Raw genomic sequence first — 15,704 nt, 5'->3', positions numbered from 1 at the left:
AAAAAAGTCACTTCTTCGTATTCATTTCGCGGGTTTTCAAATTTTGTGGTGGCTGAGGCGGCGGGGAGCTCGCACGAGTGGTTGCACAACGTGACCGCAGGTGCTGGTTCTCGCGGTTGTGGAAGCCGAACGCATTACGCCCTCCGAGCTTGATCACGCCGTTGTTCCCTGCACCGGCGGCGCTGGTGACGTCAGGAGTGAGGCACACCTCGGTGCCGTTCCCGCCACTGGTCACGGTCTCGGCGAGGGTGCCGAGTCCGGGCAGGTGGGCGCGGTCGGTGACGTGAGCGTGCAAGCGGTGGTGGGTGACGGAGATCGCGGAGCGGTCTGGATGAGTGCGAGTGTGCGTGACAGCGAGGTGGAGCAGGTCACGCAGCGGTTCCTTGGCCCGCCAGCCGGTTCAGATCTGCCATCCGTAAGTCCCGTCTGCGTCAACTCGTCTTTCGCCAGGGTGTATTGGCCGTGGGTGAGGTCATCCTCGTTGCGGCGCAGCAGCTCGCAGACGGTACAGACGACGGCGCCCCCTGCGTGCGCTTCACGGCCGGGGCATCCGCCCCGGCCGCCCTCACGCTGAGTGGCTCAATCCGACTCCGACGACCACCCAGCGTGTTCAGCGGCGATGTCCCGTATCGCCGGAGGCAGCGCCGGCCTGACGAATCGCATCGAGGTTCCCTGCCTGCGTGCGCGTGATGTTGTCCGCATTCGCGACAGTGCCGTTGGTGATACCGGCGACCGCGTCCGCCACCGCCGCCGTGACAGTCGTCACCCCACTGTCCTGCTTAGCCACATCCTTCTTAACCGACCGGGCGTAACTGTCGTTCTGTCCCTCCCAGCCGACCGTTTCGCTCACGCCGGCGCGGAAGTCATCCAGCATCTGACGCGCTGCCTTCTCGATCTGGTTGAGGACGGCCGCCGCTCCGCGGACCTCGTCCGCGTTCGCGATGTAGGTGTTGCCATCAGACATCGTGCTCGTCCTCCGTGTCCTCGCCGATCTCGTCGCGCAGCCGGTTCCTGGTGTGGCGGCCGGCCACGGCCTGCGGCTCCTCCTGGACGGAGGGCCCGAAAATCGCAGCCCAGTCGATGTCCACCCCGGTCAGTTCGGGCGCCGTGGCGCTCGGCTGGGTGAAGGGCTGGAACGTCTCCATCACGTGCCGGGACATCTGTGTCCGGGCCCTTTCCGCCGCCTCCAGCACACTGCCGGCGAGTTCGCCCGCCGACATGTTCCGGTATTTGCCTTCCAGGAACCTCAGTGCTGTCAACTCCCCCTGATGTCCCACCGTGACCTCCACCGCCCGGTCCCTGGAGCGCACGGTGAACGAGGCGTCGCGCAGTTCCGTCTCGGCCTTCGCGACTGCTTCCTGGGTGGCTTCGAGTTCGGCCATGGCTTGGGCCAGCCTTTCCTCGATCGACGCTGACGGCGCCACCGGCTCCTGAGCCGCGTCGTCGCCGCTGCCCTTTCCCTTGTTCATCGTCCGATCACCGCCGGAGCGCCTCCTTCATCCGTGCCCCACACGTCCTCTTCCTCCTGTGTCCAGTTGGCCCGTTCGCGGGCGCCCGATTCGGTGGCCTGGCCGCCTTGACCATGAGGAGTGCCCGTCGCACTGTAAGGAGATGACGTGGTGACGGGCCGTCCGGCCCGGGTGAAGACCACGTCCTCTTCCTCGTCGGCCCCCGCGGCACGCGACCGCGACTTCGACCTGCGCAGGCTGGCGCCGTCGCTGTCGCTCAGCACATTGCGGACGCGTTCGTTGTTCGATCCCTGGCCTCCGCCCATGCCACCCATGCCACCCATGCCGCCCATTGCACCCATGCCCCCCATGCCACCCATCGCCATGGGGTTCAACGGCACTCCGCCGCCGGCCGCATTCGCCGTGGAGGCGGTCGAGCCGCTGGTGGGTGCGCCAAGCACGCCTCCGGTGTACGGGGTGCTGTCGTACTCCTCGAAGGAGCTGCCGCCGGCGCTCTTCAGGCCACTGTTGTCCGAGGACAGGACTGAGGCTGCAGACCCGCCGGAGGTGTGGGCTGGAACGCTGGAGAGATCGGACAGGCTGACGGTGGACCTGCCGCCGGCAGGCAGTGACGCGCTACCGACGGTGCTGCTGCCGCCGGGTGTGCCGTTGAGGTGCGTGGTGGTGACCGAGCCGTCCGGCTGAGTGGTGGTGACCGCACCACCGGAACCTATGGTCTGCACGGTCCCGTCCGGGAACTTCGTGGTCACCGAACCATCCGGGTTCAACAACGACGTACTACCGTCCGCATTCGTCACCGCCATACCCGGATCGACGGTACTGCTGCTCGTCACCCCGCCCGGCGACGTCGTCGTGACCGCACCGGTGACCGGATCCACCGTCTGCGTCGACCCGTCAGCGAAGTGCGTCGCCAGCGACCCACCAGGGTTCAACGACGTCGTACCGCCACTCGGCGTGGTGAGCGAACCCACCGACGGATTCAGCTGCGACGAGACGACCGAGCCATCCGGCTGAGTGGTGGCGACCGCACCACCGGAACCTATGGTCTGCACGGTCCCGTCCGGGAACTTCGTGGTCACCGAACCATCCGGGTTCAACAACGACGTACTACCGTCCGCATTCGTCACCGCCATACCCGGATCGACGGTACTGCTGCTCGTCACCCCGCCCGGCGACGTCGTCGTGACCGCACCGGTGACCGGATCCACCGTCTGCGTCGACCCGTCAGCGAAGTGCGTCGCCAGCGACCCACCAGGGTTCAACGACGTCGTACCGCCACTCGGCGTGGTGAGCGAACCCACCGACGGATTCAGCTGCGACGAGACGACCGAGCCATCCGGCTGAGTGGTGGCGACCGCACCACCGGAACCTATGGTCTGCACGGTCCCGTCCGGGAACTTCGTGGTCACCGAACCATCCGGGTTCAACAACGACGTACTACCGTCCGCATTCGTCACCGCCATACCCGGATCGACGGTACTGCTGCTCGTCACCCCGCCCGGCGACGTCGTCGTGACCGCACCGGTGACCGGATCCACCGTCTGCGTCGACCCGTCAGCGAAGTGCGTCGCCAGCGACCCACCAGGGTTCAACGACGTCGTACCGCCACTCGGCGTGGTGAGCGAACCCACCGACGGATTCAGCTGCGACGAGACGACCGAGCCATCCGGCTGAGTGGTGGCGACCGCCCCACCGGAACCTATGGTCTGCACGGTCCCGTCCGGGAACGTCGTGGTCACCGAACCATCCGGGTTCAACAACGACGTACTACCGTCCGCATTCGTCACCGCCATACCCGGATCGACGGTACTGCTCTTCGTCCTGCCGTCCCGGGATGTGGTGGTCAGTTTCCCGGTGGCCGGGTTGAGGAGGCTGAAGCCGCCATCGGGAAAAGTGGTGGCCAGCGACCCATCAGGGTTCAACGTGGTCGTACCGCCGCTCGGCGTGGTCAGCGAACTCACCGACGGGTTCAGCTGCGACGAAATGACCGAACCATCCGGCTGAGTAGTGGTGCCCGCCCCACCGGAACCTGTGGTCTGGACGGTCCCGTTCGGGAACGTCGTGGTCACCGAACCGTCCGGGTTCAACAACGACGTACTACCGTCCGCATTCGTCACTGCCGACCCCGGATCGACAGTGCCGCTACTCATCACCCCGCCCGGCGTGGTCAGCGAACTCACCGACGGGTTCAGCTGCGACGAAGTGACCGAACCATCCGGCTGAGTAGTGGTGCCCGCCCCACCGGAACCTGTGGTCTGGACGGCTCCGGTGTCGGCGTTGAGGTTCTGGAGGTCTCCTCCCAGCCCGGCGCCAGCGCTGTTCAGACCGCTGTTCAGACCGCTGTTCAGACCGCTGTTCAGAGCGGTCATGCCGTCACTCATGCCGGCCATGCCGTCGTTGATGCCGTTGCTCATGCCGGCCATGCCGTCGTTGATGTTGTTGTTCAGATCGGTCATGCCGTCGTTGATGTTGTTGTTCAGGTCAGTGAGTGCCTTGCCGAGGCTCTCGGTGGTGCCGTCGACAGCCCCCGACTGCGCCAGAGGGCTGGTGTCACTGGTCGTCAGTGGCTGGGCCAGGATCTCGGACTCCGCAAGCCAATGATTGTTGAGCTCGCGCAGCGCCTTCCTGGCACCCGGGTCTGCCGTGTCGGCGGTGTGAGCCGCCCACCGCTTGACCGCTTCGTCGGCGATCTTCGTCCAGCTGTCAGGATTCGAGAGGTCCCCGTAGCTGGGATGGGTCTGCAGGAAGGCGCCAGTGGTGGTGTACTTGGTGCTAGCTGGTTCCCAGGTCGTCTCGCGCCCAGCAGTGATCATTGTAGCCAAGACCTCATGCTTGTTGACCTGCGTGATGTTGTTCTGGAACAACCACTGTTGCAGTTCGTCCAGCACGTCCACCAACCACCGGTGCGGGATGTGCTTGGCCCCCTCGGCCCAACTGTCCCACGTTCCCCGCAGGCTGTCGGCGGTGTAGTACAGCCACTGCTGGCCAGCCGCCAACGCACTGCCGAACCTGGAACTGGGCGTGTAACCGTCGACCGTGGAACCTCCGGCCCTGTAGCCCCTGCCACCGAGCTGGTGCACATAGCCTTCGTAGTTCTTGTGCAACTGGAGAATCAGCGACCTGAACACCTCGGCCGCCTGCCCCTTCCACGCGGCCTGCTCCTCGCCCAGGGACTCCTCCCACTGACCCAACGTGCTGGAACGGTCTTCGAAGAACTTCTTCGCCCGGTCGAACGCCTGGGCCATCCGCTCGAACGACTTGAGATCGACGACGTCCGTCGTCGCCACACTCAGTCCGTTGGTTACGGGGAAGTCGCTGGTGGTGTGCTCCGCGAGCAACGTGTCGAGGGCTGCCCTACTTCCCGCGATGTACTGCGCGATCGTGCTGGTCTCGGACGCCCAGGGCCCGGTGGAACCGGTAAGACCGTCCTTGGGCATCCCATCGAAATGGATCTTCGTCCGCACCATCTTCACGCCGTCGTGCTGGCCGTCCCCGCCGGAGGTGTAGAACACGAGGTCGTAGTCATCGCCCTCGATGGCCCCCATGCCCATCTCTTTGAGATTTACCGGCTGCATCTTCATGTGCTCGAAATCGACATGGAAGAGCTGGTTCTTCGTCGGATCGAAAAGCGTGTCCCTGCTGGGCACGGGATATCCGGTGAACTGTTTTACCGCCAGGGCCCAGAGGTCGGTTTCAGTCACAGCGGTGCGCTCCGCGGGGTAGGGAGGGGGATGGGGGGGGCATACGCCGGGCTAGGGCGTGGAACTGCCCGATCCGGCTGTCGACCTGCGAGACATGGCTACGGAACACCGAAGGCCCCAGCCTCGCCCCGCGGGCGCCACCGGCCGCGCCACGGTCAGGTCCTGACGGGTACTTCGTGATGCCGGTCGGAGCGGACTCCAGGGCATGCATGCCGTTACGGGTCGCCTGTGCGCCAGACCCCTGTCCATCGCCTGACACAGAGCTGCTCCTTGTTCGGCGGTCACTCGGAGGATCGGCAGAAGGCTAGGGCCCGATCGTGGTGAAAGCGCTCACGGTTGAGGAACTTCTGAGCTATCGGCCCTCGAACTCTGCCCCTTCGTACACCGCGCCACGCCTCCTGCCCCCGTCACCCGGCGGCCGGCGACGCAGACCCGGTCAGGTTCCCGGGGCCCTCCCCGCGGGCGACGGGGGACCGGCCCGACCCTCCGGAGGTGTTTCCGCAGGCCGGAGGCGTGATCGTGGCGCTGCCACCGCCCTCGGCCACTCCGGGGTCCAGGTCCGGTCCCGACGGCAGCATGGACAGCAACGGCGAGGGCAGCGCCGCCACATCCGAGTCCGCGTACCCGTGGTGTCACGAAGTCGTGGCGGTACCCGAAACAGCACTGGCACCAGCACCAGCACCCGAAACAGCACCGGCACCGGCACCAGCACTCGAAGCACTGTCGAGGTTCGAAAAGACGTCGAGGAGTTCCTGTGCTTTGATGCCGGCCAAGCTCTCCTGCTGCGTCTTCAACAGGGTCTTGATGGTCTCCCTCAGGTCACTGTCGATGTTCTTGAACAGAGACTGCTGCGCGGAGAAAAACTCGTCGATCCCCTTCGCTGCGCTGGTGACCGCATCGATCAGGGCCTTGCCCTGTGGCTCGGCGTCCGTGTTCAGGCCACCGATGACCAGGAACTTGTTGCGGCCCACCTCGTCATCGCTACTGTCATAGCCCGCGACGGCACTGTGGACGGATTTGACGTCGGAGTCGTCCTCACGAATGCGCTTCAGAGCGTCGATGAAGTCGGCCACGTCGTTGTCGACGAAGGTCTGCAGGCCGTTGGCGTCGAGGTGGGTCAGATCTGCCACCGTTTATCTCCTGAATCTGCCGTGCGCCGTAGGGCGCTTACCGGACGACACATGGCGGAACGAAGGGCCCGGTCCGCCGCTCAGCGGCCGATCGTGACCTCGGACCACATCTGGGACAGCGAGTTCTCGCTGTACTTGTAGTTGCCGGAGATCTCCGTCAGCAGCACAGCGAGCGTCTGTTGTTCGCCTCCCGACGGAGCTTCATGGCTTCGGGCTCCTGGTCGTCGAGGCGCATCAGATCTGCCACCACTTGTCTGGTGGTCCGTTGGGCGCCGTCCGGCGGTCTACCGGACGGCGCACAACGGAGCGAAGGGCCCGGTCCGCCGCTCAGCGGCCGATCGTGACCTCGGACCACATCTGGGACAGCGAGTTCTCGCTGTACTTGTAGTTGCCGGAGATGTCCGTCAGCAGGACGGCGTGGGAGGTGAGCAGCTGCTCCATGTTGTGGACCGCCTGGTCCCAGGCGGTCTGCTTCTGCCGGTAGACGTCGGCGTCGGAGCCGTACCAGGTCTTCTTCAGCTCACCGAGTTCCGCCTCCAGGTTCGACAGGGTGGTGGCGATCGCCTTGGTCTGGCTGACCATGTCGTCGGCGCCGTTCTGCATGCTGGAGTAGGCAACGAAGATGTTGCCGTCGGTAAGGTCACTCATCACAGGTCTCGTCTCGGTCGTCGGATACGGGAGGGAAGTGGGGCCGTGCTTCGCAGGTCATCGGTCAGGAACGAGTCAACTGAAGATCGTTGGCTGATCTCGGCCGCGTCGGCTCAGTCGCGTCGGATCGCACGGTGGCGACCGGTCGTGGCCGGTTGATCTTCACGATCGAGTGACCTGCGAAGTACGAGGCCAGGCGGGATCAGGCCCCGGCGAGCGTCTGGAAGGCCGCGTCCGAGGCGCCGGAGGCCTGGGTGATGGCATCGCCCGCGGCCGTCTGCGTCTGCTGGTGCTCAATGAGGCTCTGGTTGAGCTTCTCAATCATGTCCTGCAGGTTGCGCTGAATGACACCGCACTGCTCGTCCCACTTGACGAGCAGCTGTCCGAACTGGCCGCCATCGCTGCCCTGGTAGCCCCGGGCGACATCGCCGCGGGTACTGTCCACGTCCTGACGGGACTTCGTGATGCCGGTCAGAGCGGACTCCAGCGCATGGATACCGTTCCGGGTCGCCTGTGCGCTTGACCGCTGTCCATCGCCTGCCATAGTCCTGCTCCTTGGTTGGTGGGGTACCCGGCGGGCGCTTGACCACCGTCGCCTGGTCGGTGGGTCGCCCGGCGGACGCTGACCCACTGTCGTCGCCAGCCGTCGTGCCACTGCGTGGCCAGTGGGTCGCTCGGAGGATCGACAGAATGCTAGGGCCCAGTCGACTTGAAAGCGCCCACGGTTGAGGAACTTCTGAGCTATCGGCCCCTCGAACTCTGCCCCTTCGTACACAGCGCCACGCCACGCCTCCTGCCCCCGTCACCCGGCAGCCGGCGACGCAGACCCAGTCAGGTTCCCGGGGCCCTCCCCGCGGGCGACGGGGACCGGCCCGACCCTCCGGAGGTGTTTCCGCAAGCCGGAGGCGTGATCGTGGCGCTGCCACCGCCCGCGGCCACTCCGGGGTCCAGGTCCGGTCCCGACGGCAGCATGGACAGCAACGGCGAGGGCAGTGCCACCACGTCCGAGTCCGCGTACCCCAATGCCTTCAGCGCGTCGCTGGAAGACACCCGGTACTTCACGCCGTCCTCGGCCACGAAGTACGTCGTGTCGCCCAGCGTCGTACCGCCGGCACCCAGCGCCCGCACCAGCGCGCCGCGGCCCGGCCGGACCACGACGGCGTCCACCGGCAGGCACGCCGCCGCGGATTCCCCGGGCTCCACCTGGGTCACCGGGGCCAGGGCACCGCGTGGCACCAGTACGGTGCTGATGCGGACCAGCCCGTTCACGGACTCCACACGGGCACAGGCCGCCTGATCGTCAGGCACGGAGGCCGCCCGGGGTGGGGAGTCCGGCAGGCCGCCCAAGGAGACGGACCGGCTCTGGTCCCCGGATGCCAGGTGCTCCCCGAGGACGTCGGCACTCAACTGCTCGGCCTCGGGCGAGTGGCCGCCGTAGGCCTTCTCGCGAGTGGAGGGATCACCAAGGACGAGGGCTGCTCCGACGGCCGTGAGCGGCACCAGGCCATCCTTCCGCAGCAGGTAGTACTTCGGTGCGGAGCCAAGCACCCGCACCACGTACACCCGGCCCACCGTGCCGCGAGCGCCGCCCAGCGACGGCCCGGCGGTGCCCCGGCCCGGCATGGAGGGCGGAGCAAGGGCAGCACCGGGGGCCAGGGCGTTCAGGAACGCGGCGGACACCGGGCGCGGTGTCACGGAGTCATAGCCGAGGGAGACGGCCGCGCCGGAGGCCTTGTCGAGCCGGAGGCGGCTGCCCCGCCAGACGAGGTACGTCGCCTTGTCCGGGCCGGTCACGACGAGCGCCTGGTCCTCGGCCACCGCCCGGCCGTCCACGGGGGCCCCGGCGACGAGTGTGGTGACCGCGGTCCCCGCGGAGCCGAGGCTGGAGCAGACGCGCCAGGCACCGCCGTCCAGGTCCTTCGCCGCCGGAACGGAGTCCGGGGCCCCTGGTATACCGACCGGGGCGCCGACAGGCGTGCCGCGCAGGGACGCGGTGCGCACAGCGGTGGTCGTCAGCTTCTTCCCGCCGATCAACAGGGCGGAGGCGTAGTTGCGCACCGGCCTGAGGCGGCCGTCGATGTACAGGTAGCGGCCTCCGGTGTCCCTGTTGACGATCAGGGTGTCCGAGGTTCGCCACGAGGTGTTGCCTCCGGGCGAGATGAGCCCGTACACCGCCGCGCCCGCCGAGATGATCACCGCGACGACGACGCCGATGACCGCGCCCCGGGTGGTACGGGCCAGCGGGCTCTCCGGGGCGTCGGGGTCGGCGAGCAGCATGCCGGAGGTGAGCCTGCCCATGACGAAGGCATGGGCCTGGACCTGGTCACGCTTGGACTGCATGGGATTGTGTTCCCTTCCCGTTCTCTGTGCAGGTCAGCCGGTCAGCCGTTGGTCGCCGTCAACCGTTGATCGCCCGGAGGGCGCCGAAGACGCCGAGCACCCACAGCATCAGAGGCAGCAGGCCGATCGCCAGCAGCGAGTGCAGCAGTTCGGCTGCGCGGCCCCAGTACGGCAGCACCCGTCGGCCGGGCACCGTCCAAGAGGCAATGGCCAGCGCGGCGGCCAGCGCCAGCAGTCCGGCGACGAGCGCCGGACGGTCGGCAGGGGACAGCCGGGCCGCGGTGCCGACGGCCAGCAGGGTCGCTCCCCACAAACCCGGGACCACGAGGGCCAGGCGCTGCCACACGTTGACCATGCCGCGTCCGTGCAGCAGCAGGAGCAGCGACAGCGTGCCCGCGGTCAGCGCCTCCTGAAGGCCAGGCAGTCGCACGAGGGCCACCAGGCAGCCGGCGCAGATGGCTCCGGTCGCCGCGTACAGGGCCGTCATCCAACTGCCGGCCAGTTCGGTCCGGGTCGCGACGTCGCTGCCGCTGTACGGGTCGATGCCCTCCTGCAACTGCTGGGGGCTGCTGGGCAACGGGGGCATCCGCATTCCGGCGAGCTTGAAGGACAGGGCCGGTACGAAGCCGCCGAGAACGACGGCCATGGCGGCCACCGCGGCGCCAGCTCCATCCACCCGCACATCGAAGACGCTCATCAGGGCTCCGTCGGCGGCGGCAGCGATCGCGACCGTCGCGGTGGCGACAAACAGCGGGGTGTACACGGCCGCCGCGGCCACCGCCAGCGCGGCTCCTCCGGCGGCTGCCGCGCCCGCGGCCAGCAGCCGGGCGCCGAGGACGTGATGAGCGTCGGGGCCGGAGATCGCGCCGCCGGGTAGCAGCCAGCCGGCCAACGCCATGCAGGGCACGGCGAGGAAGCCCAGAGTCGCGCCGGCTGCCGCGTCCCCCACGGCCCTGCTGGCCGAGGCGGCCCCGGCCAGCAGCAGCAGTCCGGCGACTGCGGCCATCACCGCGCGGGCGAGGACGGGGCCTCCCGGCCAGGCCAGCACCCCCAAGGCGGTCAGCACGCAGACCGCCACGGCGCCGCGGAGCAGCCGACTGCCGGCCTGCGGACTCCAGCCGTGCAGCCGGTCGCGTGTGACGTTGGCGATTCCGTCGACGAGGTCGTCGAGCCGTATCTCGGGCAGCGCGTCGGCGTGCGGGCGCAGGTAGAGCACCTCGCCGTCCTTCAGGTCGAGCGACTCCAGCGTATCTTCGTCGTCCAAGGGGCTCTGGCCCAGGCGTTGGAGCACCCAGCCGCCGTGGTCCAGGCCGTTCTCCTCCAGCTCCTCGCCGGAGTAGCGCAGCAGGGTGGGCAGGAGGTCGGCGACCGGAACGTCGGCAGGTACTGCCAGATCAATGGCCTTGGCAGGGGCACGGACGGTGAGGTGGCACAGGGCAGCCACCGAGTTGTCTGTCATTGGAGAGGCCACGCTTCCCGAGAATTTCAGCGACGAGCTTGGTTTGGGAGTTGAACGGATGCAGACTACTGACACCCCTGAGAGTTCGTGAACGCCCCGGGGGACTTCCCGCTTCTTGGCCCGGCTCGTGAGTCGTGTGCCACCGTTAGGAGCCCGTCTCTTGAGTGTCGTCCTATTCCGCCGCCCTGCCCGCAGACGCGGTCCAGAATTGCCGGAGGGCGAATTGGCCCTCCAGGAACCACCTACCCTGCCGGAAACGGTGCCGGACAATTCGGCGGTGTGGACCTATCTGCCGATGGGATTGATGTCCGTCTCCATGATGCTGGCGTTCATCCGGCCCGGCGGGAGCGGGGGTGCGCTGACCTACGTGGCGATGGGTACGATGGTCCTCGCGACGGCTGTCATGATTGTCGGCCAGGTAATGCGCAAGAGCGGCGAGCGCAAGCAGCGCCTGCGCGGCGAGCGCCGGGACTATCTGCGCTACCTGTCACAGACCCGCCGGAAGGTCCACCGGACCGTCGTCGAGCAGCATCTGGCCCTCGCCTGGCGCCATCCCGCACCAGGGACGCTGCGTTCGATGGTGCGGACGACACGGTTGTGGGAGCGGCGCCCCAAGGACGACGACTTCGCCGAGGTGCGGGTGGCCGTCGGGGACCAGCAGCTGGCGATGCAGTTGTCCCCGGTGTCCGCCAAGCCCGTGGAGGACCTGGACCCCATGTGCGCGCACGCGCTGCGCCGGTTCATGCGGGCCTACAGCACGGTGCCCGATCAGCCGATCGCGCTGTACCTTCGGTCCTGGGCCCGGGTGCTGTTGCGCGGCGACGAGGCGACGGTCCGCGGTCTGGTGCGGGCCGCTCTGTGCCAACTGACGGTGTTCCACGCCCCGGAGGACCTGTGGATCGCGCTGTGCGTGAGCGACGAACGCCGGGCCGAGTGGGACTGGGTCAAGTGGCTGCCGCACAACCTGCACCCGCACGAGCAGGACGGCGCCGGGCCCTCCCGTATGGTGGCTTCCGACCTCAACGGCCTTCTGGACCTGCTCGGCGCGGAGTTCACCGAGCGGCCGGAGTTCGACCCCGCCGCCGTGCCCGGCCGTGAGGAACCGTTCACCGTGGTCGTGGTGGACGGGGGTCAGGTTCCGTCCGGGCACCGGCTCGACGGCGCGGGCTTCCGCAACGTGGTCGTGCTCGATCTGTCGGAGGCCCTGCGGTGGCGTCCGGGACGCACCACGCTGCGGCTGGACGTACGGCCGGACGCTGTGCGGCTGGTGCGCACAGACCGCAGCCGCAAGGAACAGTCGACCCTGCTGGGCTGCCCCGACCCGATCGGCCTGGCCGGCGCTGGGGCGCTGGCCAGGATGCTCGCGCCGTACCGGATGAGTCTGACCGCCGATGCCATCGAGCCGCTGTCCACGGACGTGCGGTTGACGACCCTGCTGGGCATCTCCGACCTGTACAGTCACGTACCGGACACGCTGTGGCGGCGCAGCGCGGGCACGGCCCGGTTGCGGGTTCCGGTCGCGGTGGGCGCCGACGGGGCCCCGGTCGAGCTGGACATCAAGGAGGCGGCGCAGGGCGGCATGGGCCCGCACGGCATGCTGATCGGCGCGACCGGCTCGGGCAAGAGCGAGTTGCTCCGCACCCTGGTGGTGGCCCTCGCGCTGACCAACTCCTCCGAGACGCTGAACTTCGTCCTGGTGGACTTCAAGGGCGGGGCGACGTTCCTCGGCCTGGACGGGCTGCCGCACGTCTCCGCGGTGATCACCAACCTGGCGGACGAGGCGGCCCTGGTGGAGCGGATGCGGGACGCCCTCCACGGGGAGCTGATACGGCGTCAGGAGTTGCTGAGGGCGGCCGGCAACTACTCCTCCGCGCTCGAGTACGAGAAGGCGCGTGCCGCGGGAACACCACTGGCGCCCCTGCCGAGCCTGTTCATCGTGGTCGACGAGTTCAGCGAACTGCTGGCCGCGCACCGGGATTTCATGGAGCTGTTCGTGATGATCGGCCGACTCGGCCGGTCCCTGGGTGTGCACCTGCTGCTGGCCTCGCAACGCCTGGACGAGGGGCGCATGCACCAGCTGGAGAGCCATCTGTCGTACCGCATCGGCCTGCGCACCTTCTCGGCCATGGAGAGCCGCGGGGTGCTGGGGGTTCCGGACGCCTACCAGCTGCCTTCGCAGCCGGGGGCCGGTTTCCTGAAGAGTGGTGTGGAGGAGCTCACCCGGTTCCGGGCGGCGTACGTGTCGGGGGCGTACCGGTCGCGCCGGGGAGCGGTGGTCCAGGCGCGGGTCGCCAGCCAGGTGGTGCCGTGGACGGCGGACTACGTGGTGCCACGCGCACCGGCCCAGCAGCCCGAACCCGAGCCGGAGGCGGAAGAGGAGGAGAACGCGGCCTCTTTGCTGTCGGTGGCCGTGGAGCGCCTGCGTGACGCCGGGCCGTCGGCCCTTCAGGTGTGGCTGCCGCCTCTCGACCTGCCGCCCACCCTCGACGGGTTGCTGCCCGGCCTGACCGAGGACCCGCAGCGGGGGCTGGTCTCCGCCGGCTGGCCGGGACTCGGCCAATTGAAGGTGCCGGTCGGTGTGGTGGACAAACCGTTCGAGCAGCGCCGCGACCCGTTGATGGTGGACCTCTCCGGCAGCGGCGGCCACGTGGCGGTCGCAGGCGGCTCGCAGAGCGGCAAGTCGACGGTGCTGCGCACCTTGATCACCGCTCTCGCGCTCACTCACACCCCCCGCGAGGTGCAGTTCTACTGCCTGGACCTGGGCGGCGGAACGCTGGCCTCACTGGCCGGGCTGCCCCACGTCGGAGGCGTGGCGAACCGGCTCGACAGCGAGCGGATCAACCGTACGGTGGCTGAGGTGAACACCCTGCTCAACCAGCGTGAGCAGTTGTTCCTGGCCCACAACATCGACTCGATGGCGACCTACCGCAAGCGCCGCGCGGCTGGCGAGTTCGTAGACGAGCCCCACGGTGACGTGTTCCTGGTCGTGGACGGGTGGGCCACGCTGCGTCAGGACTTCGACGCGCTGATCCCCACTATCAACCAGATCGCGGCCCGGGGCCTGAACTTCGGTATCCACTTGGTCGTTGCCACGGCGCGCTGGATGGAGCTGTCCAGCCAGGTGCGCGACCAGGTGGCCACCCGGCTGGAGCTGCGGCTGGGCGACGCCATGGACTCGGTGGTCGACATCCGCAAGGCGAAAACCGTACCGCACAGTCCGGGCCGCGGTCTGACGACGGACGGCAAATTCCACTTCCTGGCGGCGCTGCCGCGCATCGACGGCCGGGAGAACGCCGATGACCTCACCGAGGGGGTGGCCGGGCTGGTGGAGAGGATCGCCGGGTGCTGGTCCGGTCCTTCCGCGCCCTCCGTACGGACGCTGCCGCACCGGTTGCCCGTCTCGGAGCTGCCGGAACCGGAGCTGGCGGACGGGCTGCGGATGGCGCTGGGTCTCGATGAGGAGACCCTGTCGCCGGTGTGGCACGACTTCAGCCGTACACCTCACCTGATCGGCGTCGGCGACACGGAGAGCGGCAAGACCAATCTGCTGCGGATGGTCGCCTCGGCGGTCACCGCCCGCTACAGCCCCAGTGAGGCCCGCATCCTGGTGGTGGACTACCGCCGGACACTGGTCGAGGCGATACCGGAGGAGTACCGGATCGGGCACGCGGTGGCGCTCGACGCCCTGCGGGACTTGGTGAGCGGCTCGGCCCGCGCCATCAAAACCAGGGTACCCGGGCCGGACATCGCTCCGTCCCGGATGCGCCTCGCCGACTGGTGGACGGGGCCCAGGCTGTTCGTGCTCGTCGACGACTACGACATGGTCGGCGGCGGCCTCACTGTCAGCCACCCCTTCGAACTATTCTTCGAACATCTCGCCCTGGGGCACGAGGTGGGGCTGCACATCGTGGTGACGCGGTCCGCGACCGGTGCCGGGCGGGGCCTGAACGACCAGTTGCTCAGGCGCCTGGACGAGGTCAACACGCCGGGGCTTCTGATGTCCTGCCCACCCTCGGAGGGATACGTGTTCGGCAACACCAAGCCGCGCAACCTGCCGCCCGGCCGGGCACAGTACATCGCCCGCCGCAAGGCGGTCCTCATGCAGACCGCGCTGATGGGCGAGCCGGGCGGGGAGGGGCAGGGCGTGCAATGAGACCCTGTCCATAGAGCAGTGGCCTGACGGGAAACCCCGTTGCCCGACTGTGGTGGTGCATCGCCTCCCGTCCCGGACAAGCGGCGATGCACCGTTCCCGGCCGCTCCATCGGCGGCCGAGGCGATCGCCAGGGCCAACCCGCATCCGTCGGCCCGAGACGCGTCGCATCGCGGGTGCTCACCTCACGTCCACGCCACGACCAGAACCCGTTCACCGAGTGGCACTCCCACTACGGTGGCCGCGGCGTCCTCAGCCACTGGCATGTGGAGAAGAAGTCCCTCTACCGGGCGTCGCCCGGCGATCCGTACGCCTTCCCGCAGCTCGCCCCTGCCACTTACCCGGCCGATCCGCTGGGAGCTCATTGCCGATCAGTACGACCAGATGATTAAGTACGCCACCGCGGCCGGATCCGGAACGCGTCCACCGAGGCGATCATGCGCCGCTTCACCTGCAACGTTCCCGCCCGACCCATGCGGCGATGCTGGAGGTCGGCCGTGCGTAGAAGACCATCTTCATGGCCCGCTACCTGCGGCTGCGCGACCTCCATCGGGAGATCGAGGAGGGCCTGAACGTCATGGAGTCCTCGGGACAGTTTGGTGAGCTCGGCCTGGAGGTGTCCGCCATGGTGGGCGGCGGCCAGGCGGTCGACCCACTCGGAGGCGGTGGCGAACGCGACCCGGTGGCCGGCCTGGCAGGCGCGGACCGCGAGCCCGATCGCCAGGTGTGTCTTCCCGGTCCCCGGAGTTATCAACGGGGCTTGAGTCCCTCTCTTCTATGTCTGCAACGACCGTCACCGCGGGCGT

11 protein-coding genes are annotated in these 15,704 nt (G+C 68.2%); 1 reads left to right on the top strand and 10 read right to left on the bottom strand.

All coding sequences use genetic code 11. The annotated features are described in order from the left end of the window. Nucleotides 1-7 precede the first annotated feature (7 nt). The 9 genes from QF027_RS40400 to eccD all read right to left on the bottom strand — a co-directional run bounded on the left by QF027_RS40400 (nt 8) and on the right by eccD (nt 10,747). The gene (locus tag QF027_RS40400; protein WP_307080384.1) at nt 8-295 is read right to left on the bottom strand and encodes a hypothetical protein; all 288 of its coding nucleotides are present in this window, start codon (nt 293-295) and stop codon (nt 8-10) included. 315 nt (nt 296-610) lie between these two features. Beyond that, complete coding sequence (locus QF027_RS40395; protein WP_307080382.1) at nt 611-964, bottom strand: hypothetical protein; 354 nt, start codon at nt 962-964, stop codon at nt 611-613. Beyond that, nucleotides 957-1,469 (bottom strand): YbaB/EbfC family nucleoid-associated protein, encoded by a 513-nt coding sequence (locus QF027_RS40390; RefSeq protein WP_307080380.1) that lies wholly within the window; start codon nt 1,467-1,469, stop codon nt 957-959. Before QF027_RS40390 ends, QF027_RS40395 begins: the two co-directional genes overlap by 8 nt. Then, nucleotides 1,466-5,170, bottom strand: a complete 3,705-nt coding sequence (locus tag QF027_RS40385; protein ID WP_307080379.1) for an AAWKG family protein — start codon at nt 5,168-5,170, stop codon at nt 1,466-1,468. The genes QF027_RS40390 and QF027_RS40385 overlap by 4 nt, the downstream gene beginning before the upstream one ends. A gap of 632 nt (nt 5,171-5,802) precedes the next feature. Beyond that, nucleotides 5,803-6,300, bottom strand: a complete 498-nt coding sequence (locus QF027_RS40380) for a type VII secretion system-associated protein (RefSeq protein WP_307080377.1) — start codon at nt 6,298-6,300, stop codon at nt 5,803-5,805. Between the two features lie 327 nt (nt 6,301-6,627). Next, nucleotides 6,628-6,948: a WXG100 family type VII secretion target gene (locus QF027_RS40375; protein WP_373432465.1), complete on the bottom strand. Its 321-nt coding sequence runs from the start codon at nt 6,946-6,948 to the stop codon at nt 6,628-6,630. A 202-nt stretch (nt 6,949-7,150) separates the two neighbouring features. Next, nucleotides 7,151-7,492: a hypothetical protein gene (locus tag QF027_RS40370; protein WP_307080373.1), complete on the bottom strand. Its 342-nt coding sequence runs from the start codon at nt 7,490-7,492 to the stop codon at nt 7,151-7,153. A gap of 287 nt (nt 7,493-7,779) precedes the next feature. After that, nucleotides 7,780-9,288: a type VII secretion protein EccB gene (gene eccB / locus QF027_RS40365; protein ID WP_307080371.1), complete on the bottom strand. Its 1,509-nt coding sequence runs from the start codon at nt 9,286-9,288 to the stop codon at nt 7,780-7,782. A gap of 58 nt (nt 9,289-9,346) precedes the next feature. Then, nucleotides 9,347-10,747 carry a type VII secretion integral membrane protein EccD gene (eccD, locus tag QF027_RS40360; protein ID WP_307080369.1) on the bottom strand — a complete coding sequence of 467 codons (1,401 nt, stop codon included), beginning with the start codon at nt 10,745-10,747 and terminating at the stop codon, nt 9,347-9,349. 160 nt (nt 10,748-10,907) lie between these two features. Between eccD and eccCa the strand changes: the two genes are divergently transcribed. Further along, complete coding sequence (eccCa, locus tag QF027_RS40355) at nt 10,908-14,900, top strand: type VII secretion protein EccCa (protein WP_307080367.1); 3,993 nt, start codon at nt 10,908-10,910, stop codon at nt 14,898-14,900. A gap of 386 nt (nt 14,901-15,286) precedes the next feature. Here eccCa and QF027_RS40350 read toward each other — a convergent pair whose 3' ends face one another. Beyond that, nucleotides 15,287-15,652, bottom strand: a complete 366-nt coding sequence (locus QF027_RS40350) for an ATP-binding protein (RefSeq protein ID WP_307080366.1) — start codon at nt 15,650-15,652, stop codon at nt 15,287-15,289. Nucleotides 15,653-15,704 lie beyond the last annotated feature (52 nt).

This window comes from Streptomyces canus (genome assembly GCF_030816965.1).
GTDB classification, from domain to species: Bacteria; Actinomycetota; Actinomycetes; order Streptomycetales; family Streptomycetaceae; genus Streptomyces; species Streptomyces canus_E.
Note: the sequence above shows the minus strand (reverse complement) of the source record. Positions and strands in the feature narration are given on the sequence as shown.

Bases quoted from the DNA above. Each gene is read 5' to 3' on its own strand.
- eccB (WP_307080371.1), bottom strand. From the start codon at position 9,288: ATGCAGTCCAAGCGTGACCAGGTCCAGGCCCATGCCTTCGTCATGGGC.
- QF027_RS40375 (WP_373432465.1), bottom strand. From the start codon at position 6,948: ATGAGTGACCTTACCGACGGCAACATCTTCGTTGCCTACTCCAGCATG.
- eccD (WP_307080369.1), bottom strand. From the start codon at position 10,747: ATGACAGACAACTCGGTGGCTGCCCTGTGCCACCTCACCGTCCGTGCC.
- QF027_RS40395 (WP_307080382.1), bottom strand. From the start codon at position 964: ATGTCTGATGGCAACACCTACATCGCGAACGCGGACGAGGTCCGCGGA.
- QF027_RS40370 (WP_307080373.1), bottom strand. From the start codon at position 7,492: ATGGCAGGCGATGGACAGCGGTCAAGCGCACAGGCGACCCGGAACGGT.
- QF027_RS40390 (WP_307080380.1), bottom strand. From the start codon at position 1,469: ATGAACAAGGGAAAGGGCAGCGGCGACGACGCGGCTCAGGAGCCGGTG.